General features: G+C 72.4%; 18 protein-coding genes and 2 tRNA genes. 6 read left to right on the top strand and 14 right to left on the bottom strand.

Annotated elements, in window-relative coordinates; translation table 11 throughout:
• Window positions 1-12 precede the first annotated feature (12 nt).
• Window positions 13-282, bottom strand: a complete 270-nt coding sequence (locus ACFWTE_RS11850; protein WP_378779340.1) for a MerR family transcriptional regulator — start codon at window positions 280-282, stop codon at window positions 13-15.
• A gap of 1,103 nt (window positions 283-1,385) precedes the next feature.
• Window positions 1,386-1,574 (bottom strand): hypothetical protein, encoded by a 189-nt coding sequence (locus ACFWTE_RS11845; RefSeq protein ID WP_378779317.1) that lies wholly within the window; start codon window positions 1,572-1,574, stop codon window positions 1,386-1,388.
• A 406-nt stretch (window positions 1,575-1,980) separates the two neighbouring features.
• Between ACFWTE_RS11845 and ACFWTE_RS11840 the strand changes: the two genes are divergently transcribed.
• Window positions 1,981-3,582: an alpha/beta hydrolase gene (locus tag ACFWTE_RS11840; RefSeq protein WP_378779316.1), complete on the top strand. Its 1,602-nt coding sequence runs from the start codon at window positions 1,981-1,983 to the stop codon at window positions 3,580-3,582.
• Between the two features lie 126 nt (window positions 3,583-3,708).
• Here the strand turns inward: ACFWTE_RS11840 and ACFWTE_RS11835 are convergent, their stop codons facing one another.
• The 6 genes from ACFWTE_RS11835 to ACFWTE_RS11810 all read right to left on the bottom strand — a co-directional run bounded on the left by ACFWTE_RS11835 (window position 3,709) and on the right by ACFWTE_RS11810 (window position 8,328).
• Window positions 3,709-4,290, bottom strand: a complete 582-nt coding sequence (locus ACFWTE_RS11835) for a septum formation family protein (protein WP_378779315.1) — start codon at window positions 4,288-4,290, stop codon at window positions 3,709-3,711.
• Window positions 4,291-4,497: 207 nt separating this feature from the next.
• Window positions 4,498-4,986: a septum formation family protein gene (locus tag ACFWTE_RS11830; protein ID WP_378779314.1), complete on the bottom strand. Its 489-nt coding sequence runs from the start codon at window positions 4,984-4,986 to the stop codon at window positions 4,498-4,500.
• A gap of 449 nt (window positions 4,987-5,435) precedes the next feature.
• Window positions 5,436-5,508: transfer RNA gene (locus tag ACFWTE_RS11825), tRNA-Lys, on the bottom strand.
• A gap of 175 nt (window positions 5,509-5,683) precedes the next feature.
• Window positions 5,684-5,756 (bottom strand) — tRNA-Lys (locus ACFWTE_RS11820).
• A 138-nt stretch (window positions 5,757-5,894) separates the two neighbouring features.
• Window positions 5,895-6,080, bottom strand: coding sequence for a hypothetical protein (locus ACFWTE_RS11815; RefSeq protein WP_330089708.1), 186 nt, complete (start codon window positions 6,078-6,080; stop codon window positions 5,895-5,897).
• A 151-nt stretch (window positions 6,081-6,231) separates the two neighbouring features.
• A complete protein-coding gene (locus ACFWTE_RS11810; protein ID WP_378779313.1) occupies window positions 6,232-8,328 on the bottom strand; it encodes a BTAD domain-containing putative transcriptional regulator in 2,097 nt (698 codons plus the stop codon).
• A 198-nt stretch (window positions 8,329-8,526) separates the two neighbouring features.
• On the opposite strand from ACFWTE_RS11810, the gene ACFWTE_RS11805 reads away from it, so the two are divergent.
• Entirely contained in the window at window positions 8,527-9,513 is a 987-nt protein-coding gene (locus ACFWTE_RS11805; RefSeq protein WP_378779312.1) for a MurR/RpiR family transcriptional regulator, read from the top strand.
• A 76-nt stretch (window positions 9,514-9,589) separates the two neighbouring features.
• Window positions 9,590-10,624 (top strand): N-acetylmuramic acid 6-phosphate etherase, encoded by a 1,035-nt coding sequence (locus tag ACFWTE_RS11800; RefSeq protein WP_378779311.1) that lies wholly within the window; start codon window positions 9,590-9,592, stop codon window positions 10,622-10,624.
• Window positions 10,625-10,681: 57 nt separating this feature from the next.
• Here the strand turns inward: ACFWTE_RS11800 and ACFWTE_RS11795 are convergent, their stop codons facing one another.
• Window positions 10,682-12,250 carry a DUF885 family protein gene (locus ACFWTE_RS11795; protein WP_378779310.1) on the bottom strand — a complete coding sequence of 523 codons (1,569 nt, stop codon included), beginning with the start codon at window positions 12,248-12,250 and terminating at the stop codon, window positions 10,682-10,684.
• Between the two features lie 233 nt (window positions 12,251-12,483).
• On the opposite strand from ACFWTE_RS11795, the gene ACFWTE_RS11790 reads away from it, so the two are divergent.
• Window positions 12,484-13,284 (top strand): vancomycin high temperature exclusion protein, encoded by an 801-nt coding sequence (locus ACFWTE_RS11790; protein WP_378779309.1) that lies wholly within the window; start codon window positions 12,484-12,486, stop codon window positions 13,282-13,284.
• Window positions 13,285-13,436: 152 nt separating this feature from the next.
• On the opposite strand, the gene ACFWTE_RS11785 is transcribed toward ACFWTE_RS11790, so the two are convergent.
• The 3 genes from ACFWTE_RS11785 to ACFWTE_RS11775 all read right to left on the bottom strand — a co-directional run bounded on the left by ACFWTE_RS11785 (window position 13,437) and on the right by ACFWTE_RS11775 (window position 16,298).
• The gene (locus ACFWTE_RS11785) at window positions 13,437-14,876 is read right to left on the bottom strand and encodes a hypothetical protein (RefSeq protein ID WP_378779308.1); all 1,440 of its coding nucleotides are present in this window, start codon (window positions 14,874-14,876) and stop codon (window positions 13,437-13,439) included.
• 92 nt (window positions 14,877-14,968) lie between these two features.
• On the bottom strand, window positions 14,969-15,574 hold the full coding sequence (locus tag ACFWTE_RS11780; RefSeq protein ID WP_378779307.1) for a vancomycin high temperature exclusion protein: 606 nt from the start codon (window positions 15,572-15,574) through the stop codon (window positions 14,969-14,971).
• A 124-nt stretch (window positions 15,575-15,698) separates the two neighbouring features.
• Complete coding sequence (locus ACFWTE_RS11775; protein ID WP_378779306.1) at window positions 15,699-16,298, bottom strand: DUF1707 domain-containing protein; 600 nt, start codon at window positions 16,296-16,298, stop codon at window positions 15,699-15,701.
• A gap of 827 nt (window positions 16,299-17,125) precedes the next feature.
• Here ACFWTE_RS11775 and ACFWTE_RS11770 point away from each other — a divergent pair.
• Window positions 17,126-18,943: a UvrD-helicase domain-containing protein gene (locus ACFWTE_RS11770; RefSeq protein WP_378779305.1), complete on the top strand. Its 1,818-nt coding sequence runs from the start codon at window positions 17,126-17,128 to the stop codon at window positions 18,941-18,943.
• A gap of 148 nt (window positions 18,944-19,091) precedes the next feature.
• On the opposite strand, the gene ACFWTE_RS11765 is transcribed toward ACFWTE_RS11770, so the two are convergent.
• Both ACFWTE_RS11765 and ACFWTE_RS11760 read right to left on the bottom strand, forming a co-directional pair.
• On the bottom strand, window positions 19,092-20,384 hold the full coding sequence (locus ACFWTE_RS11765) for a DUF6114 domain-containing protein (protein WP_378779304.1): 1,293 nt from the start codon (window positions 20,382-20,384) through the stop codon (window positions 19,092-19,094).
• Window positions 20,385-20,388: 4 nt separating this feature from the next.
• Complete coding sequence (locus ACFWTE_RS11760; RefSeq protein ID WP_378779339.1) at window positions 20,389-21,036, bottom strand: DUF6230 family protein; 648 nt, start codon at window positions 21,034-21,036, stop codon at window positions 20,389-20,391.
• A 214-nt stretch (window positions 21,037-21,250) separates the two neighbouring features.
• Between ACFWTE_RS11760 and ACFWTE_RS11755 the strand changes: the two genes are divergently transcribed.
• Window positions 21,251-23,164: a GMC oxidoreductase gene (locus ACFWTE_RS11755; protein WP_378779303.1), complete on the top strand. Its 1,914-nt coding sequence runs from the start codon at window positions 21,251-21,253 to the stop codon at window positions 23,162-23,164.
• The last annotated feature ends 90 nt before the right edge of the window (window positions 23,165-23,254 follow it).

Here is a 23,254-nt window from a genome sequence, read left to right as displayed (position 1 = left end):
GGTCGCCCTGGATCAGCGACAGGATGACGTGTCTATCACCTGGTCCAGCAGGCGCCCGGCCTCCTGCAGGTCCGCGATACCCGCGCTGATGCGGGCCCGTTCAGTTCGCAGGCGCGCCAGCAATCCGGGAACAGCGCGCCCGGCGTCCACGCTGGGCAGGATCACGGCGACGGTGCGGCTGTTCAGGCCTGCGGCGTACAACTGCCGGATCAGCCGGACCCGCCCGACCGTGGACTCCGGGTAGACGCGCTGTCCGCTCGGCGTGTGCTCCGGAGTGAGCAGGCCCTAACGTCAAGGCCTAGGGAGTGTTTTTTGGAGGTTTTCGGGTCGGCGAGCGGCCGTCCAGGCGATCTCTCGCAAGACGATGTGCGAAGTTCAGCCTGGTTGTGCTTCACGAGCGCAGAGGCGCGGCGAGAGGAAGCCTGGTGGACGCGAGCCCGGAAGGATCCAAAAAACACGACCTAGGTGTACTGACCGCTGAGGTTGGTAACACCCACCCCGCCTGACACACACGAAGAGGGCGTCCGGCATCGGTGTGGATTGTGACATCTACCACCGGACCGGAAGGCCCTCGATGCCCCCACCACCCACGCCAACGCACCCCTGCCCCCCGCAGGGCACCTCGCGCTGGCCCGCTGCGTCGTCGAGGACGGCGGCCCCCTCACCGACCCGGCCGCGCGGGACCGGGCGGTGCGCGACTGGCGCCGCACCCTGAAGAACACCCGCTCCCCCCTGATCCTTGGAGTTCCGGCAGCCGCGGGAGGGGTTTGATCTGCATCGGCGTGTGGATCAACGATCAGGCTGTGGCAGCAGCCCAGGCCCCGGCCGGGCGCCCGAGGAGAAATCTCCGGGCACCTGCAAAAGCAGTGCGAAATTGCGCCACAATAAACCGTGAACGGAGAGCAGGAATCATGATCGACACTCCTACCATTACATCTGCCACTTTCTTTCTCCTTGCATTCGCCCTCGCAGTGCTTTACATGACGAAAAAAGAGCGGACAAACACCCTCGGTCGGCACATGCTCGCGGGATCCTCAGTCATTCTGATTTTAGCATCCACCATTTTATTAATTTATTCCTTTTTTACAGGCTAGATCGGTGACGTGGTGGTGTCATACCGTCGTGACAACACCGCGGGAGGTGTTCCACAAGCAGCTACTGGAGGGCCAGGACGAGGGCGTTGCTTCCACGAATCGACACCGCCCGCCCTTGCCGAGGCGCTCCCTGCGAAAGGCCCTACGCCAACGTGTCGGTCTTCTACGACCATTTCCGGGACGGGGTCCACATTTCGGAGCTCCCGGACGGGTACACCTTCCACTGGCTACGGCACTACTTCGCGAGTTGACAGGGTGACGCATGGCAGAACTGAGGTTTCGGACCCCCTGTCAGACCGCGTCGGAGTTCAGTTGCAGGCCCCCGGAGACGCTGGGGCCACCGCTGGAGAGAACCGTCTGGGCGAACTCCTGTGCGTCGCCGAGGCCGAGCAGCCCGTCGCGGTCGTCGGCCGCGGCGGGCGCGGACATCGCCCCCAGGGCGGCGGCGGTCAGAGCGAAGGCGGCGGTGATCCGGCGCATAGGTCTCCTCGAAGGCTTCGTTGGTCGGTTCCGACGCTCGCGGTGATCCCCCGAACCCGAGCCGTGTAACCGCGCGACCTGCGAACAGGGGAAACTCGCGGGGTCATACCGGCTCCTACCCCCACACATCGCCGGGCGGGCCGACCGCCCAGGCGCCTCTGCCGCCCCTCGCGTGCGAACAGCCGCACGGGCTCCCCCACTCCCCCGCGCGCGACACGGCGTTCCGGGCCGGAGCCGTCACTGTCCGCATCCGGCCATACGTCGAATCCATGACTTTTGTGTATGTTGCCGACACCCGCCCGGTTCGTACCGTGGTGCCTCCGAAGCACACGATCCCGTTCCCCCCGGAACAAGACCGAAAGCGGAGGCCACCCCTGTGCGCCGAGCACGCACGATCCCCTTGGCCGTGGGCGTCCTGACGGCCGCTCTGACCACCTCACTCGCCGCGGCCCCACCGGCCGCCGCCGACCCCGCCGACCCCGACACCGCCCTCGCCGGCTTCCACGGCCAGGATGTCGCGTGGGCGCCCTGTACCGAGGCCGAACTCCCCGGCCTGGAGTGCGCCGACGTCGAGGTCCCCCTCGACTACGCCGACCCCGACGGCACGCGCATCACCGTCGCCGTCAGCCGCGGGACCGCCACCGACGCCGAGCGGCGGCGCGGCATCCTCCTCACCAACCCCGGCGGTCCGGGCGGTCACGGGCGCACCGCTCCCCTCTCCCTCGCCGAGAACCCCGGGGCGGGCTGGGGCCTCGGGGACACGCGCGCCGCCGAGGTGTACGACATCATCGGCATGGATCCGCGCGGCACGGGCGCCTCCTCCCCGCGCATGGACTGCGAAGCCGAACCAGCGCCCTTCTACACGCGGCCGACCGACGCCGAGTTCTCCACCCTGACCAGGGCCGCGATCGGCTACCAGCGCACCTGTGAGCGCACCCAGGGCGACCTGCTCCCGCACATGAGCACCGCGAACACCGCCCGGGACATGGACGTCATCCGCGCCGCCCTGGGCGAGGAGAACCTCAACTTCCTGGGCGCCTCCTACGGCACCTACCTGGGAGCCGTGTACGGCACCCTCTTCCCCGAGCGGATGGACCGCAGCGTCCTGGACTCCGCCACCCTCCCCGAGGGTGTGACGCGCGAGGCCCTCATGGGGCAGGCCCCCGCCTACAGCGCCAACATGGACCGGTACACGGCCTGGCTCGCCGAGCACGACGACCTGTACGGCTTCGGTGGGACCCCGCAGGACGTCCACGCGACCCTCGACGCCGCCTCCGCACGGCTGCGGGAGGAACCGCTCGGCGAGGACTCCCGCCTGCCGGGGTACGAGAACAACTTCTTCGACCTGGACCTCGGGTTCCACGCACGCTTCCAGGCGTCGTGGGACCTGTTCGCCTCGTTCCAGTGGTTCGTCGTCAACGGGGAGCCGCTTCCCGAGGGGTACGAGACCCTGAGCATCGCCTACGGGCAGGTGGGGGACATCATCACCCCGGACCTGCAGACCGCGGTCCTGTGTGAGACGGAGTGGCCCGGTCGGCCCAGCGTGTACCGGGAGGACACCCGCGTGTACCGGGAGGAGCACCCCTACGGGAGCGGCGCGCTGTGGGCCGGCCCCTACGCGTGCGGCTTCAGCACGGTGGAACGACCGGAGCCCGCGGTGGAGGCGGAGCGCGACGGCTACCCCCGGGGTCTGGTCATCGCCGGGGAGTTCGACGCCAACACCCCCTACGAGGACGGTGTGGCCATGGCCGAGCGCCTGGACAACCCCCTGGTCACGGTGGCCGGGGACGGCGGGCACGGCTTCTACCTCTCCTTCGGCCTGCCGTGTGTGAGGGACGCCGTGGACGCCTACCTCGTGGACGGCGAGGCGCCGGCAGACGTCACCTGCCAGGGCCTTGCGCCGGTGGAACCGGCCCCGGCTGCCGAGACCGCCGAGGCGTTCGCGCAGGACTCGGCCGAACCGGTCGCCCCGCTGCACCTGCCCGTCGCGGGAGGCGCGGGGGTCTGACCGGAACCGGACCGGCACCTGCGGGGGCCGACCGGAAAGACCGGCCCGGTGTCGACGCGGACGGCCCGCACCGTCGTGGTGCGGGCCGTCCGTCGTCCGCTGCGCAGGGGGTCCCGGGTCCCGGACCTAGTACGCGGCACCCTCCAGGGAGCCCTGGACCTGGCCGGCCATGTCGTAGGCCAGGCAGAGGACCTCGCGGTCACCCAGGTCCCAGCCCTCCTCGACGGGGTACAGCGGCGTGTAGTTGATACCGGAGTCCGCATAGGCCATGCCGACCCAGGCGTCGAAGGCGTCGCGGCAGAGGGCGTCGGCGGCCTCCGAGACGGCGTCGTCGCCCGGGTACGCACCCGTCTCCGTGATGTCCTCGACGTGGTAGACCTCGTAGTCGTGGAGCTCGGAGCAGTCGATGACGGGGACCTCGGAGATCTGCTCGTCCGGGTTCGTCTCCATCTCGTTCAGGCAGTCGCCCAGTCCGATGTTGAAGACACCCGTGTCGGAGGCGCCGGCGGGCGTCTCGGTCTCGACCGGGTCGGCGGGGGTCTCGCTGGGGTCGTCGGTCTCGACGGGCTCCGGGGAGACCTCCTGGCCGCCGGTGAGGGCGGGGGGCAGCAGAGGCAGCTGGCCACATGCGGAGAGGGAGAGCGCGGCGCCGACGGCCAGGGTTGCGAGGACGGTGCGGCCGAGCAGCGGGCGGTGTGTTGCGGACATGGGTACTCCACCAGGTCGAAGGTTGCTTGCTACCGACTGGGGAGGGTCGGCGACATCTGTCAAGATGCACGCGATGCGGAGAAGGTTTCCGTCCGGGACGGGGCGAATCAGAATTCTTGCCGACTCGGGGCCCGACGCGTGGCATGTCACCGCAGGTGAACCGCGGCCCGGGGTGGCGCGGGCTGGGACAGGGCCCGCCACCGAGGGCTAGCGGTTGGCGCCGGAGAGGCTGCCGGTGAGCATCTCACCGGACGACGTGGCGTAGCAGGTGATCTCGCGGTCGTCGAGCTGCTCCCAGGTCTCCTGGGTGGGCATCAACGCCGACGCGTCGATCTCGGACTCCTCCCAGGGGACACCGATGAAGTCGGTGAAGTTGTCCCCGAGGCAGATCTCCTCCCACTCGGTGCTGACGAACTCGTCACCGGGGTAGTCGCCCTCCGGCAGGTCCTCGATGTAGTAGATCTCCGAGTCGTGCTCCTCGGAGCAGTCGACGATCGGAAGCTCGCTGACCTCCTCGGAGGCGAACGCGTTGTTCAGCTCGGTCGCCGTGAAGCACTCGCCGACACTGAGGTCGAAGACGTTGCCCTGGCCGCCGAGGAGCGAGGTGATGGCACCGCAGCCGCTGAGGGCGAGGACGGAGCCGATCGCCAGCGCGGACAGACCGGTCGCGCGCAGCGTGGGGGAAACAGAGGACATGGGGATACTCCGGGGGTTGTACAAGGGGTTTCTGCCTCTTCGGGAGAAGCAGTGGAAAAGCAACATTTCCCCACCAGTGGGTTTATGTCAATCTCATTGAGAGGTTCACCGAAGGGGGTGGCACGGTCACGTTGTGCGTCTCCTTGGCTGCTGTGCCGAGCCCCAAAGGACTTTCGGGCACGGCAGACAGAAGATCATGCGGCTACGACAGTCCGGGGTGCCGCACATCACCACCGGCCGCCACCAGGAGCGACGACGCGCATCCCGGAAGGGGCGGCATTCAGTGCCGACGGATGCGGGAACAGCATGACGCAACGTGAATTCGGAGAGTAATGGAAGGGTGGGGAAATTATCGATGAAAGAAGGCGGGGAGAAAGGGGAACCCGGTGGTACCGACCCCCGGAAAAAACGAAAGCCCCGATCGGTATCGATCGGGGCCTCGGATCGTGTGCGTCATCAGGGACTTGAACCCCGAACCCGCTGATTAAGAGTCAGCTGCTCTGCCAATTGAGCTAATGACGCCTGTTGTCCCGCTGGGCTCGCGCCCTCCGTTGCAACGGAGTCGACTCTACCGGAACCGTGGAGCACTCCGTGCCGCCGAGGCCCCGATGTGGGGCACACCACCCGGACGCGCCAGGGACCTCGGAAGCGATCGACCCCGGCGGGGGCAGTGCCCTCCACCGGGGTCGATCCGCTGTGCGTCATCAGGGACTTGAACCCCGAACCCGCTGATTAAGAGTCAGCTGCTCTGCCAATTGAGCTAATGACGCCTACCGCTCCCGGGTGTCGGACCGTGACCCGTACCCCCTGGCGACGTCGTTAACTCTAGCAGGAGCGCGAGACGGCCGCGAACCGGTTCCGAGGGACCGGCGAGCCCGCCCCGTGGCGCCCGCACCCGACAGGGAGGCCTAGGAGAAGGCCAGGACCAGCGCGACGATCACCGCGATGGCCAGGACCACGCCGACGCCCGCAAGCACCAGCGGCAGGATCGGACGGCGCGCGGCCTCCTCGGGCTCCGGGTTCTCGTCGACGAAGCGGCGGAAGTGCTGTGTGTTCCCCGCCGGGTCCAGGTTGGGATCATTGTTCTGTGTCATGGGGTTGACACTAGCGACTCGTGCGACCTCTGCGGACCCCCGTAGACAAATCCGACCGGTATCACCACCATCGCTTGGTTTTCCGTTCGCGTCCCGCCCCGGGGCCGCCACCTCCCGCCCACCTCCCGTACAACCGACGGGTAACCACTTCTCACCTGGGTGAAAGCCGAACGTAAGACTCCTGGTGCAGACTTGTGTCAGGCGTGTCCGTTCCGGCCGGTACTTCCCCGCGGCCGTGGCGGCCCGTCTCGGGCCCGGCCCGCAGCACAGCGGCCATCCGGGCCGTGGGAGTGACGCCGCGAGCCGGGTCCACCCCTTCCAGGAGGCGCACCAGGTCGGCGCCGGACACGTGCGGATTGGTGTCGAACCAGGCCACCGCCATCCGCAGCGGCAGCGGCAGGTACCCCGCCAGCCGGGCGACGCGCCGCAGCACCGCCTCCCGGCACCGTTCCACCCCGACCTGGGAGCGGAGCAGCTCGACGGCCGCCCCCGGCGGCAGCGCGCCCACCGGGAGGGCGCGGAGCCCGTCGCGCACCAGGAGGTCGGTCAGCCAGCTCCGACTGGTGACCACCGCCGCGCAGCCGGTACCGCCGGGCAGCAGGGGCCGCACCTGCCGACTGCTGGCCGCGTTGTCCAGGACCAGCAGGACGCGCCTGCGTGCCAGGAGCGTCCGCACGCGCGCGGCAGCCTCCTCCGCCCCCAGCGTGCCGGAGGGTGCACCCGAGGACAGGGAGCGCGCCAGGCGGCGCAGGACCTCGCCCGGATCGCGCGGGGAGCCGTCCCCGTCGCGCAGGTTGACGTACAGCTGGCCGTCCGGAAAGTGCGGCGCCGCCGAGTGCGCCCACCGCAGTGCCAGTGCGCTGCTCCCCGCTCCGGCCGGTCCGCGCACGAGCACGCTGCCGGGAGCACCCCCGTGGGGGTCGACGAGCCGGTCGAGTTCGGTCAGGGCTGCGTCCCGCCCCGCCAGGACGGGCGGCACGGCGGGCAGCTCCGCGGGTGTGACGGGTTCGGACACGCTGGCGGGGGCCCGGACTGGTCCGGGCGGAGCGCCCTCCGTCCTGGTGCTGTCGGCGTGCGTGTCCTCGGAGACCGCGCCACGCGAACGGTCGGCCCCGGTGCGCGACCCGCCGACGTCCCGCGCGAGGGCACACGCGGTGCGCGGCCCGAGGGGTTCCGCGTGTCCGGGCGCCCCGGCCGGGGCGCCGGCGGGCCCCGAGGGCGCCCTCGCGTCCGGGCTCCCGGGGTCGGCGCCCGGGTCGGCGGAGCCGAGCGCGCGGCGCGCGTCCGTGCCTGGACCGGGGACCCGCCCGGCACCGCCGGCCAGGATCCGTTGGCGGGGGATGCGCGCGAGCGGGTCGTGGAGCACGTCGTGCCCCGGGGGCCGGGCCGCCCCCCGCTCCGAGGGGTGGTCCAGGTCCCCGCGGAGGATGCCGTGGAAGGTCTCCTGGAGTTCGCGGCCCGGGTCTGCGCCGAGGCGTTCGACCAGGGCGTCGCGGGTGCGTCCGTACACGCGCAGCGCCTCGCTGGGTCGGCCGCTCCGGTAGAGGGCGATCATCTGCACGCGGATGAGGGGCTCGCGCTCGGGGTGGTCGGTGGCGATCGGACGGATCTGGTCGGCCACACGCTCGTGCTCTCCCCGTGCCAGGGCCCCGCCGAACCCCTCCTCGGCCACGCGCAGCAGTTCCTCGGTGAGGAAGGGCACGTCGCGGGCGTGCAGGGTGGGACTGACGACGTCGGCCAGGACGGGACCGCGCCACAGGCCCAGGGCCCGTATGAGGAGTTCGGTCCGGGTCTCGCGGTCTCCGGCCGAGGCCGCTGCGGCGGCACGGCGCACCAGGGCACGGAAGCGCAGCAGGTCGGACTGCTCCTCGGCGAGGTCGATGCGGTAGCCGCCGTTGCCTCCCCGGATGAGCGGCGTGCCGCAGCACTGGTCGAACAGCGCGCGGGCCCGGGCGACGTGGACCTGGAGCGCGCTGCGGTTCGCCTGGGTGTGCGGGAAGCCCCAGACCCGTTCGACGAGGTGTCCGGCGGAGACCGTGCTCCCCGCGTTGAGGAGGAGTGTGGCGATCATGGCGCGGCGCTTGTCCCCGCGCAGGCTCAGCGGCACCCCCTCGACCTCGACGCCGAACTGCCCGAGCAGCCCGACGTGGAGCCCCCGGACCCCGTCGTCGGCCGGCCGTCCCGCGACCGCCGCGCTGGTCCCGGTGGCCGAACCCGGCCGCCGTCCTTCCGGGTCGCTCCGCGACACGGCACCATCCCCCCTGCCTGGCCGCGCACGTGACAGGTGAACCGCGGCCCCCCGTTTCACAGGGTGCCGTCTGAGCTGGAATACCGCAATCGCGGTGCAGGTACTTGCTGCCGTGACCGTCCCTTGAAATCCTTGATTCTCCCGCTTTTTCCCCCCACTGCGTTGACTCTGCACCACGACCGAAAGAAACTTTCCTCCATGGCGCAAATTCCGAAGCCTTCGGGCGACCAGCCGGACGACGGGGTCCTCTCCGTGTCGCCCGTCCCCACGACGGTGCTCCGCATACGGTCGCTCCTGCCCTCCCTCGCGCCCGCCGAGCGCCGGGTCGCCCAGCGCGTCATCGACGACCCCGAGAGGGCCGCCGCCTCCTCCATCACCCAGCTCGCCAAGGACTGCGCCACCTCGGAGGCGACGGTGATCCGGTTCTGCCGCACCATCGACTTCAGCGGTTACCGCGAACTGCGCCTGGCGCTGGCCACCGAGGCCGGGCAGGCGCGCGGCGCCCGCTCCGGGGCCCCGGAACTGTCCAGCGACATCAACCCCGACGACACACTCGTCACGGTGGTGCAGAAGATCGCCTACACCGACGCCCGTGCCGTCGAGGAGACCGGGGCGGCCCTGGACGTGGACGTGCTGCGCACCGTCATCGACACGATGGCGGGCGCCCGGCGCATCGACGTGTACGGCGTGGGCGCGAGCGCGTTCGTCGGCGCCGACCTCCAGCAGAAGCTGCACCGGATCGGGATGACCTCCTTCGCGTGGTCGGACGCCCACGTGATGCTCACCAGCGCCGCCCTGTTGGACCATCGGGACGTGGCCATCGGCATCTCCCACTCCGGCGCGACCATCGACACGGTGCAGGCGCTGACGGAGGCGGGCAGGCGCGGGGCGCGGACCGTCGCCATCACCAACTTCCCCCGGTCCGCGATCGGGTTCGTCGACCACGTGCTGACCACGGCGGCGCGGGAGACCACGTTCCGGTCCGGGGCCACGGCGAGCAGGCTCGCGCAGCTGACCGTCGTGGACTGCCTGTTCGTGGGTCTGGCCCAGAGCCGCTACACCGACAGCCGCACCGCGTTGGAGACCACCTTCGAGGCTGTGCGGGGCCTGCGGGTCAACGACGACCGCAGACGCCGCCGGGGGGACTCCACGGGCGGCAGGAACACCGACGGAAACGACGACTGACCTGGCACGCGTCGGCCCCCTCGCCCGGTTTCCCGGCGGTGGGCCGGGCGCGGCCCCACGGAAAGGAACGGCACGGGTGCGGACCGAACAGGAGAGCGCGGTGGACGGTGGCAGCGAGAAGGCCACGCCGGGGAGCGGGGGCTCCCTCCGGGGAGCCGGTGTCCCACCGCCCCCCGAGGGCCCGGGGGGCGGTGGGGCCGTGATCGTGCGCGCGCCCACCGAGGAGCGCAACTCCGGCACCTACGACATCGACCTGCTCCCGGCGCTGGAGGTCCTGAGGCAGATCAACGCCGAGGACACCACGGTCCCCGCCGCGGTGGGCGCGGTCCTGCCCGAATTGGCGCGGGCCGTGGAGCTGGGGGTGGCCGCCCTGGAGAGCGGGGCGGCCATCCACTACTTCGGCGCGGGCACCTCGGGGCGGATCGCCGCACAGGACGCCGCCGAACTGCCGCCGACGTACGGTGTGCCCGCGGAGTGGGTGGTGGCGCACCACGCGGGCGGCGACGAGGCCCTGGCTCGGGCCGTGGAGGGGATCGAGGACGACTGGGAGTCCGGTCGGATCGACGCCGCCGGCGTGGTCGGGGGCTCCCTCGTGGTGGGCCTGGCCGCGAGCGGCCGCACCCCGTACGTGGGGGGAGCGCTGGAGGCGGCCCGGGAGCGCGGGGCGTCGACGGTGCTGATCAGCGCGAACCCCGGGGCGTCGCTCGCCCCGGCCGCGGACGTGCACGTGGGTCTGTCCACGGGCGCGGAGGTCATCGCCGGGTCCACGCGCATGAAGGCGGGCACGGCGCAGAAGCTGGCCCTGAACGCGTTCTCCACCGCGGTGATGGTGCGGATGGGGCGCACGTTCTCGAACCTGATGGTGGGGGTGGACGCCACCAACGGCAAGCTGCGCGGCCGTGTGGTGACCATCCTGACGCAGGCCACCGGGCTGGACGGGGAGGCGTGCGCGAAGGCCCTGAACGCCGCGGACGGCGACACCCGGGTGGCGCTCGTGTCGCTCCTGGCCGACGTGGACGCGGCCGGGGCCGCGCGGGCCCTGGACTCCGCCAAGGGCCGGGTGCGCGACGCGCTCGTGGGGCTGGGCATGCCGACGCCCTCCCCGGAGTAGCGGCGGCGCGGGGCCCGCGGCCGTCCCGGTGGGGCGGCGCGGGCCCCGTCCTGCTCGTTACCCGCGTTCGAGGGCGGTGTCGATGAGCCCGAGGGGCGGGGAGCCCAGGTCGAGCAGCGCCCGGTGGAACCGGCCCAGGTCGAACCCGTCCCCCCACTGCTTCCGGGCGCGCTCGCGCAGGGCGAGGATCTCCAGCTTGCCCCAGGTGTAGCGGCCGTAGGTGGGGTCGAAGGTCGCCCGGCGGGCCTCGGAGAGGGCCGCGGGCCCCTGGAGCGGGGTGTCCTCGGCGAAGCGGGCGGCGGCCTCCTCCACGGTCATGGCGCCGGTGTGCATGCCGATGGCCACCGACAGCCGGGTGACGCGGATGAGCGCCTCCACCCACACGCCGATCTCGTAGTGGTCGGCGGTCCACCCGGGGTCCCCCAGGCGTTCGGCGGCGTACTCGCCGAAGCCCTCCTCCAGGCACATCTCCTCCGCGTAGTGCGCCCACCCCTCGGCGAAGGTCATCGAGTGCAGCGCGCGGCGTACCTGGCCGGGTGCCCTGCGCAGTGCGCGGCCGTGGGAGAAGTGGCCCGGCGCCACCTCGTGCACGCTCACGGCGGGCAGGGTGGTGTAGCTGAACATCTCCAGCCACTCGTCGGTCTCCTCCCTGTTCCAGGAGCTGTCGGGCGGGGTGATGAAGTAGAACGAGGGGGTGTCGGCCTCCCAGGGGCCCGACCACGCCATCATCGCGGTCGCCCAGCGCTGGGAGGGCGGGGAGACGTCCACGCGGCACTCGCCGTCGCTCCACGGGACGAGCCCGCGCTCGGCGGTGAACTCCACCGCGAGCGCGGTCCACCGGCGGGCGGCCTCCAGGACCCCGTCGGCGCCCGGGTGCTGCCGGGTGAGCTCGCGGGCGAACTCCATGGGCACGCGGCCCGGGGCGACCCTCCCGGTGGCCTCCGCCAGGGCCGCGCGGAGGCGGTCGCGCTCGGCGGCGGCGCGGGCGGCGAGGTCGTCCAGGTCCACCTCGACCGCCTCCACGGTCCCCATCAGGCGGCTGAGGGCCTCGCTGCCGAGGCCGGCGCTCTTCGGGCCCTCCTGGGCGGCCCGTTCCACGTGGGCGACGAGGCGCGCGTGCGCCGCGAGGGCGGGTTCGAGGACGTCGGCGGGAAGGTCGGAGGGGAGGCCGTCGGCCACCCCCTTGACCGCGCCCAGGAGCGACGCGGCGACGGGGGCTGGCACGCGGTCCAGTGACGCGATCGCGTTGTCGACGACGCGCGGCCACGCGGCCAGGTGGGCGAGGCGCGCGGCGTCGCGCTCCGCCTCGGGGGCGTACTCGCGGTCGTAGCCCGACACGTCGAGCTCCCCCAGGTGGTGGAGGGGGTTGGAGCGGTGGGTGCGGAGTTCGCCGAGTTCGTAGCGGACCCCCTGCTCGAACGCGGCCAGGTGGGCCTCGTCGTGGGCGTCGGCGAGGGGGGCGCCGCCGAGCCGGGACAGCGCGTCCCGGATCCCGTCGGGCGAGGTGTCGGCGACCCTGCCGTCGTACTCGTGCATCCCGGAGCCGTCCCGCATGCTTCCGGGCATGAGGTCGGCGAGGGCGCGCAGGCGCGGGGACAGGTCGTCGGGGTGTGGTTGTGAGGACATGCGGCGACTCTAACGGGGCGCCCGCACGGTGTGCAGCCGCGTTGTGCACACCGGGTCACGGCTGGGCGGGCGGCCCGCAGGGGCCGGCCGGCTCGGCGCGGCAGGTCCGCACGGCCTCAGCCAGGGGTGCGGGTTCCGGCCCCCGGCCGCAACGGGACGCCCGCTCAGGCGGTCGCCGCTCCCGTTGGGCCACCCGTCGGAACTCTCCGGCCGTTCCAGGCGTCTTCACAGGCGTGACAACCTCAGACTCCGCCGTCCCCGGCACCTCCGCTCCCCTCGACGCCGACCGGGGACCATCCGCTCCCGGGGGCGCCGACGGCTCCGGAACAGGCACCGGGCCCGACCGCTCCACCGAAAAGGACCGTCCCGGGCGGCGCCGGAGCCCTCTGCGGCGCCTCGCCCTGCTGGCCGTGGTCGCCGTGGTGGCGGGCCTCCTGCCGTTCGTGTGGCAGGTCGCGAGCACCTCCGGCGAGCGCCACACGGCCGGGGGCGTGCCGGAGCGCCCGGTCGCGCTGGTGCTCGGTGCGGGGGTGCGCCCCGACGGCCTGCCGTCCCTGCTCCTGGCCCGCCGCCTGGACGCCGCCGCCGAACTCTACTTCGCCGGGAAGGTGGAGGTCGTACTGGTGAGCGGTGACAACAGTGTCGACCACTACAACGAGACCGACACCATGAGCGACTACCTGGTGGCCGCCGGGGTGCCGCGGGAACGGATCGCGGGCGACTACGCCGGGTTCTCCACCTGGGACTCGTGCGCGCGCGCACGCGAGGTCTTCGGAGTGGAGGAGGCCACGGTCATCACCCAGGACTTCCACCTGCCTCGCGCGGTGCGGCTGTGCCGGGCGGCGGGCATCGACGCGGTGGGGGTGGCCGACGCCAGCATGGGCGATCGCAGGTTCGCCACCGTGTACGGGTGGTTCCGGGAGGTGCCCGCCGCGGTCGCCGCGCTGGGAACGGCCGTGTTCCGCCCCGACCCGACCTTCCTCGGGGAGTACGAGACCGCGGTGGACGACGCCCTGGCGGCCGAGGACGGGTGACCCGCCCGGGGCCCCTCCCCCGGTGGCGCCGGGCGAAGGACAGTACTCTCACCCCCTCGGGGGCGAGAGGCCCCGGCCTTCGCACCCGGCCGGCCCGACGGCCCCGGTGGACACCGGGCCCCCGACTCCCGCGCCCCCGGCCTCGCAGGTCGCTACACCTGGCGTCCGCCGCCGAAGAGGCGTCCGAACAGGCCGCCCGGGGCGGGGGCCTGCGGCGCGGCGGCGGGGGCCCCGTCCGTCTCCTCCCGCTCGTCCTCGGCCTCCACGCCCACCAGGGCGCGGAACTCCTCGGCGGTCTCCGGCAGGGCCCAGGCCGCCAGGGTCTGGGTGAACTCCTCGTCCTCCCACGCGGGGGCGGGCAGCTCGGCGATCGCCCAGAGCACCTTGAGGGTCTCCTCGTCGTACTCGGCGCGGGCGTGCTCCTCGGCCGAGTACCCCTTGGTGCGGGGGCCCAGGACGATCTCCAGGCCGACACCGGTCACCAGGGCGCGCGAGTCGGCCTCCCCCTTGATCAGGCCGGGCAGGATGTCCAGGCGCAGCCGCCTGGCGCGGTCTCCCGCGCGGCCCAGCGCCAGGAAGCCCAGGACCTGCGGCGAGCGCCCGCCGCAGTGCGGCCACGACTCGTTGAACAGGCCTTCGTAGCCCATCGAGGTGCCGCCGCCGCGACCGATGCGGCGCAGCGCCTCGCGGGGGGTCCTCTCCCCGTGGACGAGGACGAGCGCCACCGAGGCGGCGAAGGAGTTGTACAGGTTCCCGCCCGCCATCTGGTGGGTGAGGCCCACGGTCGTGTCGATGTCGGCGGGGTCGGCCAGCAGGCCCAGGGCGAACAGCTCGGCGGGCAGCGGCTCCCCGCTGTCCAGCCCCCCGGTCATGGCCTCGCGCAGGCTCGTGGGCGTCTGGAGGGCGGGGCGCAGGTCCTTGGCGAGCAGGACCTGGGAGGCACCGGTGATCTCGGAGGCGATCCGCTCGGAGTCGTCGGGAAGGAAGGCGAGCAGGTAGCTGACCCACTCCCCGGCGCGGTCCATCCCCCCGCGGTTGGAACCGCCCCGCAGGAGGGCGACCAGGTCGGGGACGCGGGCCAGCACGGCCTCGTAGGTGTCCAGCTCGGCCTGGAGGATCGCGGCGCCGTCCGGCTGCTCCATGACGGCGAGCCGGTTGCGCATGCGGTGGAGGTGCTGTTCGTCCGGGGCCTCCTCCGCCCAGGCGCGGTACTGCTCCCGGACCTTCTCGGCGTCGTTGGAGGTCGCCCACGCCACCTCGTCACGCCACTGGCCGAGGTCGCGGGGCTCGGGGAGGCGGTCCTCCGGGTGGCCGGCGACCAGTTCCAGGAGGAGGCTCAGGGGACGCCAGCGGTCGGTGGCCGGGGTGTCCTCGGCGCAGGCGGCGTCGACCAGGAGGTCGACCACCCTGGGTGCGGCGAGGTGCCCGGGGGCGGGGAACCGGATGAGGTCGTGGAGGTCGGAGAGGGCGGTGTCGTTGCCGGGGAGCTCGGCGAGCAGCCCGGGGATGCGCTCACCGCCCTCGGGGGCGAGCGCCGCCCAGTCCACGCTCTCCGCGCCGTCGTGTGAGTCGTTGTCCGTGGTCGCGTTCATGCGCCTGATTATCCCGGCTCAGCCGGCTCGCGCGAATCGGCGGCCTCGTCGACCTTCTCACGCCCGTGCCGGGAACCCCCGCCGAAGGTCGGTCACGCCCGGGTGTGGGCGGGCTCGGGGCGCAGCACCGCGTCGCGCAGGGCCTTGCCGGCGGCGCCGACCTCGCGTGCGTAGCCGATGAGGGTGGAGCGGCGGCGGGCGCCGAGGCTGGGGTCGCCCACCCCGACGGCGTCGATCCCCGCGGCGCGGGCGAGGGCGATCGCGCGGGGCAGGTGGAAGGACTGGGTGACCATGGTGGCCTCGCGGACGCCGAACAGGTCGCGCACCCGCACGCAGGTGTCCCATGTGCGGTAGCCGTACCGGTCGGCGTCGATCCGGTCGGCGGGAACGCCGCGTTCGACCAGGTAGGCGGTCATCGTGTCGGTCTCGCGGCCGGAGACCTCCCGGTTGTCCCCGGAGACGATGACACGCCCGACCCTGCCGTCCCCGTACAGGCGCACGGCCAGGTCCAGGCGGCGGGCGAGCAGGGGCGAGGGCCCGTCCTTCCAGGCTGCGGCGCCCAGGACGACGGCGACGGGCCGGTGCGGGACGTCCCCGGTGCCCTTGCGGCGTCCGGCGCTGGCCAGGTAGGTCCAGGCGTAGGGGGCCAGGGCCAGGGCGCAGGCGCCCGCTCCGACCGCCACGATCCACAAGCCCACGCGTGCCGCCTCTCCGGTTGTCGGCGCGCCCCGCGGCACGCAGCACCCCATCATGGCGCACGGGCGGAGGGGTCCGGACGGGACTACCCGGCCCGGGCCGGCACGGGGAGGGCCGGGCCGCGGATCAGGAGCCGAGGCCGCCCCAGGAGAAGGGGCGCTTGTGCCGGACGCGGAGGGAGCCGCCCTGGCAGGCACCGGTGATGACGAAGTGCGGTGCGCCCTGTTTGCGCATGGAGTCCACGTCGGAGCGCAGCGTGCCGAACCAGGAGGCGTCACAGTCGACCGAAGCGGTGGCGCCCTCGGGCAGGATCAGATCGGCGCCGCCCCAGGAGGTGTCGACGTGGACCTCGGTGACGGGGCTGGTGAGGACGGCCTCGCGGAAGTCGAGCCGGGTGGAGCCGTACTTGTTGTGCACCTCGACCCGGTGCGGGACCTCCCATCCGCCCTTGCGGACGACGGTGCTGCCCCCGGCCCTGATGACCATGGGGTCGCCCTGGGAGGTGGCGACCACTCCGGGGACCGTGCCGGGGACCGACGGCAGCGGGGACGGTGCTCCGCCCACGCCGGGCAGGTCGGAGGTGAGCGGTTCGAGGTCCGCGTAGGTCTTGGCCGCGTAGGTGGAGCTCAGCCGTTCGTCCAGCTCTTCGAGGGTGATCCGGCCCTGCGCCGCCGCCTCGCGCAGAACCTCGGAGACCTGGTCGCGCTCAGCGTCGGAGATACGCATCCGGCTCATGTCATTGGGGGCCACTGTGCTCGTCCCGGTCCTTTCCGCTCTTTTGTCACCCCCACGGTAGAGCATGGGGAGTGAGGGTCGCGGAGACGAGCGGGGCCGGGTTCGCCCGGTTCCCCAAGGTTGGCCCCCTCCCGCGCTTTGGGGAGGCTGGGGACTGGGTACCGCTTCTCTAGGGTGGTTCAGGATCCAGAGCGGTTGAGGACTCTGCCGGGGTAGGACGGACCCCGGCAGAGTCCTGAACCACACGTGGTTTCCGCCCCCCGTGCGCTCCACGATCTCGCGCCCGGGCACGGTCTGCACAGAGCGTGTCCGAAACCGGCCACAACGTATACCGCCTCCCGGGGGACGACACCGCTCCCGGGGCCTCTCACGCGCCTCCCCTCTCCCCTCGGGTTTCGGTCATGCCCTCCCCCTCCGGCAGCGCCTTCCCGTCTTTCCCATGGCTCCCTCGCGGAGCAGCATCTCTCGCTCTCGGTGATCGGATTTCGGACAGGTACATAATCCCTTTTCGGCCTCCATGTTGATCCAGAGAACCGCAGGTCGCGGAGCCCCGGGCGCGAGCCCGTGGAAAAGCCTCCCCCAGGACTCGAACGCACTTCCGCAAAAGCCGCTCTGAACAGGGCATATACAGGCAAGAAAAACACCCGGAAACGCGGCCGGAACCGACTCCGGGGCGGCGTTTGCCCAAATTCGCCACCGAGCATGTTTCAAGTGAACGCGACGGTCGCCCGACCGGCTTCCTCTCGCGCGACACCATCCGCTCCGACCTCCTCAGCACCACAGACACCACCTGGTCGAAGACCGGAGGAATTCACGACGTGTCCGCCCTTGCGATCGCCCCGACGTTTCTCACCGACTTCACCCGCCTCACGCCCGACGTCCAGCTCAACACCCTGGCCGTGATGCGCGCCTGCCAGGCCGGCGACGACCCGGACCTGGAGGCCGTCGCGGGAGCCGCCGACCCGCGCGTGCGGGTCGTCAGCATCGCCCCCGACTGGTCCGGCGTCGTCGTCCCCGACCCCGACGGGGACGGCCGCCGCGAGCCCGGAGGGGACCACCCCGCGGACGGTGCGCACTACCGGCTCATCACCGTGCGCCCGCGCGACGAGGCGCTCCGCTTCGCCCGGGGTCTGCGCCCCGAGATCCTGTCCGCCCCCGGTGCCGGGGCCGTCGACCCCACGCCCTCCGGCCCGCCCGAGCTCGCCGCCGCCCTCAGCGCGCCGTTCGACCAGTGGCAGATCACCCTGCACCCGGACCAGCACAAGATCACGGAGGCCCACTTCAAGGGTTCCACCCAGGTCACCGGGGGCCCGGGGACGGGCAAGACCGTGATCGCCCTGCACCGCGCCGCCCACCTGGCCGAACGCGACGCCGCAGCCCACCCCGAGGACCCCCGCGAGACGGTGCTCCTCACCACCTACAACCGGGCCCTGGCCCAGTCCCTCGCCGAGCGCCTCGACCAGCTGCTGCCCGACCCCGGCGTCCGCGCCAGGGTGCGGGTCGCGACCATCGACAGCCTCGCCAGGTCGATCGTCCAGTCCCACAGCAGCGTCGCTCCGCGCCTGGTCGGCAAGGACGAGCTGGCCCGGCGGTGGCGGGCCGTGGCACTGGCCGACGGCCTGCCCTTCTCCGGCCGCTTCCTGGTGGACGAGTGGGAGCAGGTCATCCTCTCCAAGGGGCTGGAGCTGCTGCCGCAGTACATCCGCTGCGAGCGCAGCGGCCGCGTCCAACACCTGGCCCCGGAGCACCGCCGCCAGGTGTGGGAGACCGTGCGGCGCTACGTCGGCGCCATGCGGGTCGAGGGGCTGTGGTCCTACCCGCAGCTGGCGGCCGAGGCCGCCCGCGTCCTGGGACGCGGCACCCCCCTGTTCCGGCACGTGGTGGTGGACGAGGCCCAGGACCTGCACCCGACCCAGTGGCGGATGCTGCGCGCGGCGGTCCCCGAGGGCCCGGACGACCTGTTCATCGTCGGCGACCCCCACCAGCGGGTGTCCGACAACCGGGTGTCGCTGGCCTCGCTCGGCATCAACGTGCGCGGACGCGGCCACCGGCTCCGGGTGAGCTACAGGGTCACCCAGGAGATCCTGGACTGGAGCATGCCGATCCTGGGCCGCCGGTCCGCGCTGGGCATGGACGACAACGCCGACACCCTGGCCGGATACCGGTCCCTGCTCCGCGGACCCGCGCCGGTGGTGCGCGGCTGCGACGACCGCGCCGAGGAGCTCGCCGCACTGGGCGACTGGGTGCGGGTGTGGCTGGAGGCGGGGGTCAACCCGGCCGAGATCGCGGTGGCGGGGCGCAACCACTGGGTGGTGCGCGGCATCGCCAAGGAACTCCAGGCCAGGGGCATCGCGACCGCGCAGCTGGAGGACGGCGGCGGCGCGGGGGCGGTGCGCGTGGGGACGATGCACCGGCTCAAGGGCCAGGAGTTCCGCTGCGTCGCACTGGTCGGCGTCAGCGACCACCTCCTGCCGCCCAAGGCCGCGATCGAGGCCGCCGACGGCGACCAGGTGGCACTGGAGCAGGCATTCCAGCAGGAGCGGACGCTGCTGTTCGTGGCCTCCACACGGGCACGCGACGCGCTGTACGTGTCCCACGTGGGCCAGGCCAGCCGCCTCATCACCGACCACTGGTAGTTCCGCTGGTCAGCGGGGCGTCGCCGCCGGCGGCGCCCCGCGCCCGTGCCTGCGGCGGGTGGAGGGCAGCGGGACGGGGGCGCCGCCCCACACGGCACCCCCGTCGTCCGCGTTCCGGTCCCGGGGCGTCCCCGGGACCGGTCACGTGTCAGCCACCTCCGCCGTACTGCCCGTTGAGGTCGGGGATGGTCATGATGTCGGTTCCGGCCATCGGGCTGTCCACCTCCACGTCGGTGACGATCATGAACGGGAGCAGCAGCGGGGGCGGGAAGTCCGGCGTGAAGGTCAGGGGGATCCCCAGGATGCGCACGTGCATGCGGGTGACGTGCAACCGGACATCGCCCGTCAGGTTCATGGTGGGCAGGCCGAGGCTCATGCGGGTGCCCGCGTCCTCGAACCACAGCTCGCCGTCGACCACGTCGGCCTGGCTCATGCTGAGCCGGATGTAGCGCCGTGCGCCGTCGGCGGTGGGGCACTCGACGACGCCGTCGTAGCGCGCCCCCCGCATGGTGAGCGTGTCGGCGGTCAGCCCGGACGTGCGGACCGACCCCTGGAAGCAGTCGTCGTCCCCGTCGACCCGGACCTCGGGCAGCTCGCCCGCCTCCTGCGCCGCCCGGCAGGCCTCGACGGCCTCCAGGAACTCCTCCTCCGACCCCGCGAGCGCGGACTCTCCCGAGAGCAGTTCGCAGGCGGCCGGGTCGGCGTCGGTGTCGGTCTCCTCCTCCGCGTCCTCCTCGGGTTCCCCGTCCCCGCCGGGTTCCTGCGGCTCCTGGCCGGGGTCGCCGCCCGGTTCCGTGGGTGCGTCGGTCGGTGCGTCGGTCGGTTCCTCGGAGGGGTCCTCCGAGGGCTCCTCGCCGGGCTGCTCCTCCTCGTCGCCCGGGGGCGCGAACCAGTCCCAGGGCCACCCCGGTGCGGGCGCGGGGGCGGCGGCCAGGAGCACGGCCGCGGCCAGCGGAAGCGCGAGGGAGGCGAGCGGGCCTGTCCTGGGCCGCGGGTCGGCGACGACCTCCCCCGGAGCTCCGGGCCTTTCCGTCCGTCGGCGCCCGCGGGGGCGGCGGACGCCGGGGGCCCACGCGAACACGAGCGACCCGCCGACGATACCGAGCAGCATCCCGATGACGAACCCTCCGAAGTTGGAGGTCACGAAGGACACCAGGGCGAGCGCGAGCCCGACGAGTCCGAAGAAGACGTTCTGCGCGGGCTGGAGCCAGCTCAGCACGCCCAGGGTGATCAGCAGCGCCGCGATGAGGGTGCCGGACACCCCGGCGATACCCGCGTAGATGATCAGGTCGATCGGAAGGACGAGGCTCTGTGCGGCCGGTGCCAGCAGCAGCTCGGCTCCGGCCGCGACGAGGAGGAGGCCGCCCCAGAACGGGCGGCCGTGCCGCCAGTCCCGGAATCGCCCCCACCCCGTGCGGAGAAAGGCCAGTGCTCGGGTCATGGGATCAGAAGCACTCGTGGGCGCCGGGCTTGACCGCCAGGCTCAGGCCGGACAGGCGCAGCGAGCCGGAGGTGACGGCCCACGTGGTCATCTCCATCTCGGAGACCGTGATGGTGTCGGCCTGCAGACCGAAGCCGCCCGCGGGGCCCTGGCCGTTGTCGGCCCTGTCCAGCGTGCTCGCGTCACGGCCGATCTCGATGGCGCTGAACTCGGCGTTGCCCTGGAGCTGTTCGATGTCGATGACGAGGTTGGTGCCCTCGACCGGCGTGCTCTCGCCCGCCTCGATGACGAGGGTGGCCTCGCCGATGGGCAGGTCCCAGAGGGAGGACATGCACAGGTTCTGCAACTCGGCGGTGTTGACCGAGGAGAGGCCGATCGGCCGGGTGGAGCCGTCCACCGAGGTGGCGGCGTCGCCGAACTGGGTGAACCCGTTCCCGACGAGCTGGTCGGCGGACATCTTGAAGTTGTCGCCGGAGACCGCGAAGGAGGCGGCGAGGAGGCCCTGGGTGGTCATGCCCCCCAGGACCGCGGCGGCCGCCAGGCCGGGGACGACGACGAGTGCGAATCTGCGCCACCGGGTGCCGCCGCCGGCTTCGTGCTGCTCAGGCGCATCCTGGGACGCCGTGGGCGCCTCATCGGAAGCCTTGGGCATGAGTACCTCCAGTGTTCCGCCGCCCGGGGGCGGCGAGGGGGAGCCGAACTTGCGCCGGAGCACGCCACGCGTGTTACATGGAACACACCCTACTCGGCGGTAGTGACGAACATTACAATATCGAATGTCACATTTCTAGATGGCACATTCAATGTTGCGGACTCGTATCCGGCGCACTACGAAGCCCCGCGACTGACCCGAGGAGGGATCAGCCGTGCCCCCAGAGCGCAGTGCAGAACCGACCGCCGACGCCCCCGAGGAGGGGGACGCCCGTTTCGACTACGACGTCCTCGTCGTGGGATCAGGATTCGGCGGCTCCGTCAGCGCCCTCCGCCTCACCGAGAAGGGCTACCGCGTCGGGGTCCTCGAAGCGGGCCGACGCTTCACACCGCAAACCCTCCCGTCCTCGTCCTGGGACCTGAAGAACTTCCTGTGGGCCCCGCAGGCCGGCCTGTACGGCATCCAGCGCATCCACCTGCTGCGCGACGTGATGATCCTCGCCGGCGCCGGTGTGGGCGGCGGCTCCCTCAACTACGCCAACACCCTCTACCACCCGATGGACCCGTTCTTCGAGGACCCGCAGTGGCGGCACATCACGGACTGGAAGTCGGAGCTCGCCCCGTTCTACGACCAGGCCCGGCGGATGCTCGGTGTGCGCACCAACCCCACCGTCACCCCCTCCGACGTGCACCTGAAGGCGGTCGCGGAGGACATGGGCGTCGGCCACACCTTCCGCCTCACCCCCGTGGGCGTGTGCTTCGGCGACGGGGAGGACGGTGACGGCGCCGAGGCCGCGCCCGGGGAGTCCGTGGGCGACCCCTACTTCGGCGGTGCGGGCCCCGCCCGCCGGGCCTGCACCGAGTGCGGCGAGTGCATGACCGGCTGCCGCCACGGGGCCAAGAACACCCTGACCGAGAACTACCTGTACTTCGCGGAGCGCGGCGGCGCGGACGTGCACCCCCTGACCAGCGTCGAGCGCATCCGCGAACTGCCCGGCGGCGGTTTCGCCCTCGACACCCTCAGGACCGACGCGCCCCGGCGCCGGGAGAACGCCCGCACGTTCACCGCGCGCAGGGTCGTGGTGGCCGCGGGGACCTACAACACCCAGAGCCTCCTGCACAGGATGCGCGACTCGGGGATGCTGCCCCGCCTGTCCGCCAGGCTCGGCACGCTCACCCGCACCAACTCCGAGGCACTCGTCGGCGCCATGAGCACCCGGGTGCCGCCGCCGGAGGACCTGACGCACGGCGTGGCCATCACGTCGTCCATCCACCCGGACGAGAACACGCACATCGAACCGGTCCGCTACGGCAAGGGCTCCAACGCGATGGGGCTGCTCACCGCCATGCAGGTGCCCGGCGGTGGCAGGATCCCGCGCTGGCTGCGGTTCATGGGGCTGGCGGCACGCCACCCGTCCGTGTTCGTCCGCAGCTTCTCCAACCGCCGCTGGTCGGAGCGGGTCATCATCGGCCTGGTCATGCAGTCGCTGGACAACTCGCTCACGACCTCCGTTCGGAGGGGCCTGTTCGGCGGCAGGAGGAAGCTCACCTCCCGGCAGGGCCACGGCGAGCCGAACCCGACCTGGATCCCGAAGGGCCAGGAGGCCGCCACCCGGCTCGCCGAGCGCATCGACGGGTTCCCCGGCGGCACCTGGGGCGACGTGTTCAACATCCCGATGACAGCGCACTTCCTGGGCGGATGCCCCATCGGTGACAGCGCGGAGACCGGTGTCATCGACCCCTACCACCGGCTGTACGGGCACCCGGACATCCACGTGGTGGACGGTTCGGCGGTCACCGCGAACCTGGGCGTGAACCCGTCGCTGACGATCACGGCACAGGCGGAACGGGCGATGTCGATGTGGCCGAACAAGGGTGACGAGGACCGGCGCCCCGAGCAGGACGCCGGCTACCGGCGGGTCCGGCCGGTGTTCCCGCGGTCCCCGGCCGTCCCCGCCGGGGCGTTCGCCGAACTGCGGTTCGGCGCACCCCTGCCCCTGACGGTGGTGGACGCCTCCTCCCCCGCCGGTGACGGGGTCGCGGCCAAGGTCGAGGCGAAGGCGGCCGAGGTCGCGGAGACGTCGGAGGCAGCGGAGTCCGCCGGGACGCCCGAGGACCCCGTCCGGTAGTGCGCACGTCGGGGGGGGCGGGGCCGCGGGGGGGGGGCCCCCCCCCCCGGGGGGGGCGGGCGGGGCGGGCCCCCGGGCCCCCCCGCCCCC

The sequence above is a fragment of the Nocardiopsis sp. NPDC058631 genome, from assembly GCF_042716955.1.
Classification (GTDB): domain Bacteria; phylum Actinomycetota; class Actinomycetes; order Streptosporangiales; family Streptosporangiaceae; genus Nocardiopsis.
Note: the sequence above shows the minus strand (reverse complement) of the source record. Positions and strands in the feature narration are given on the sequence as shown.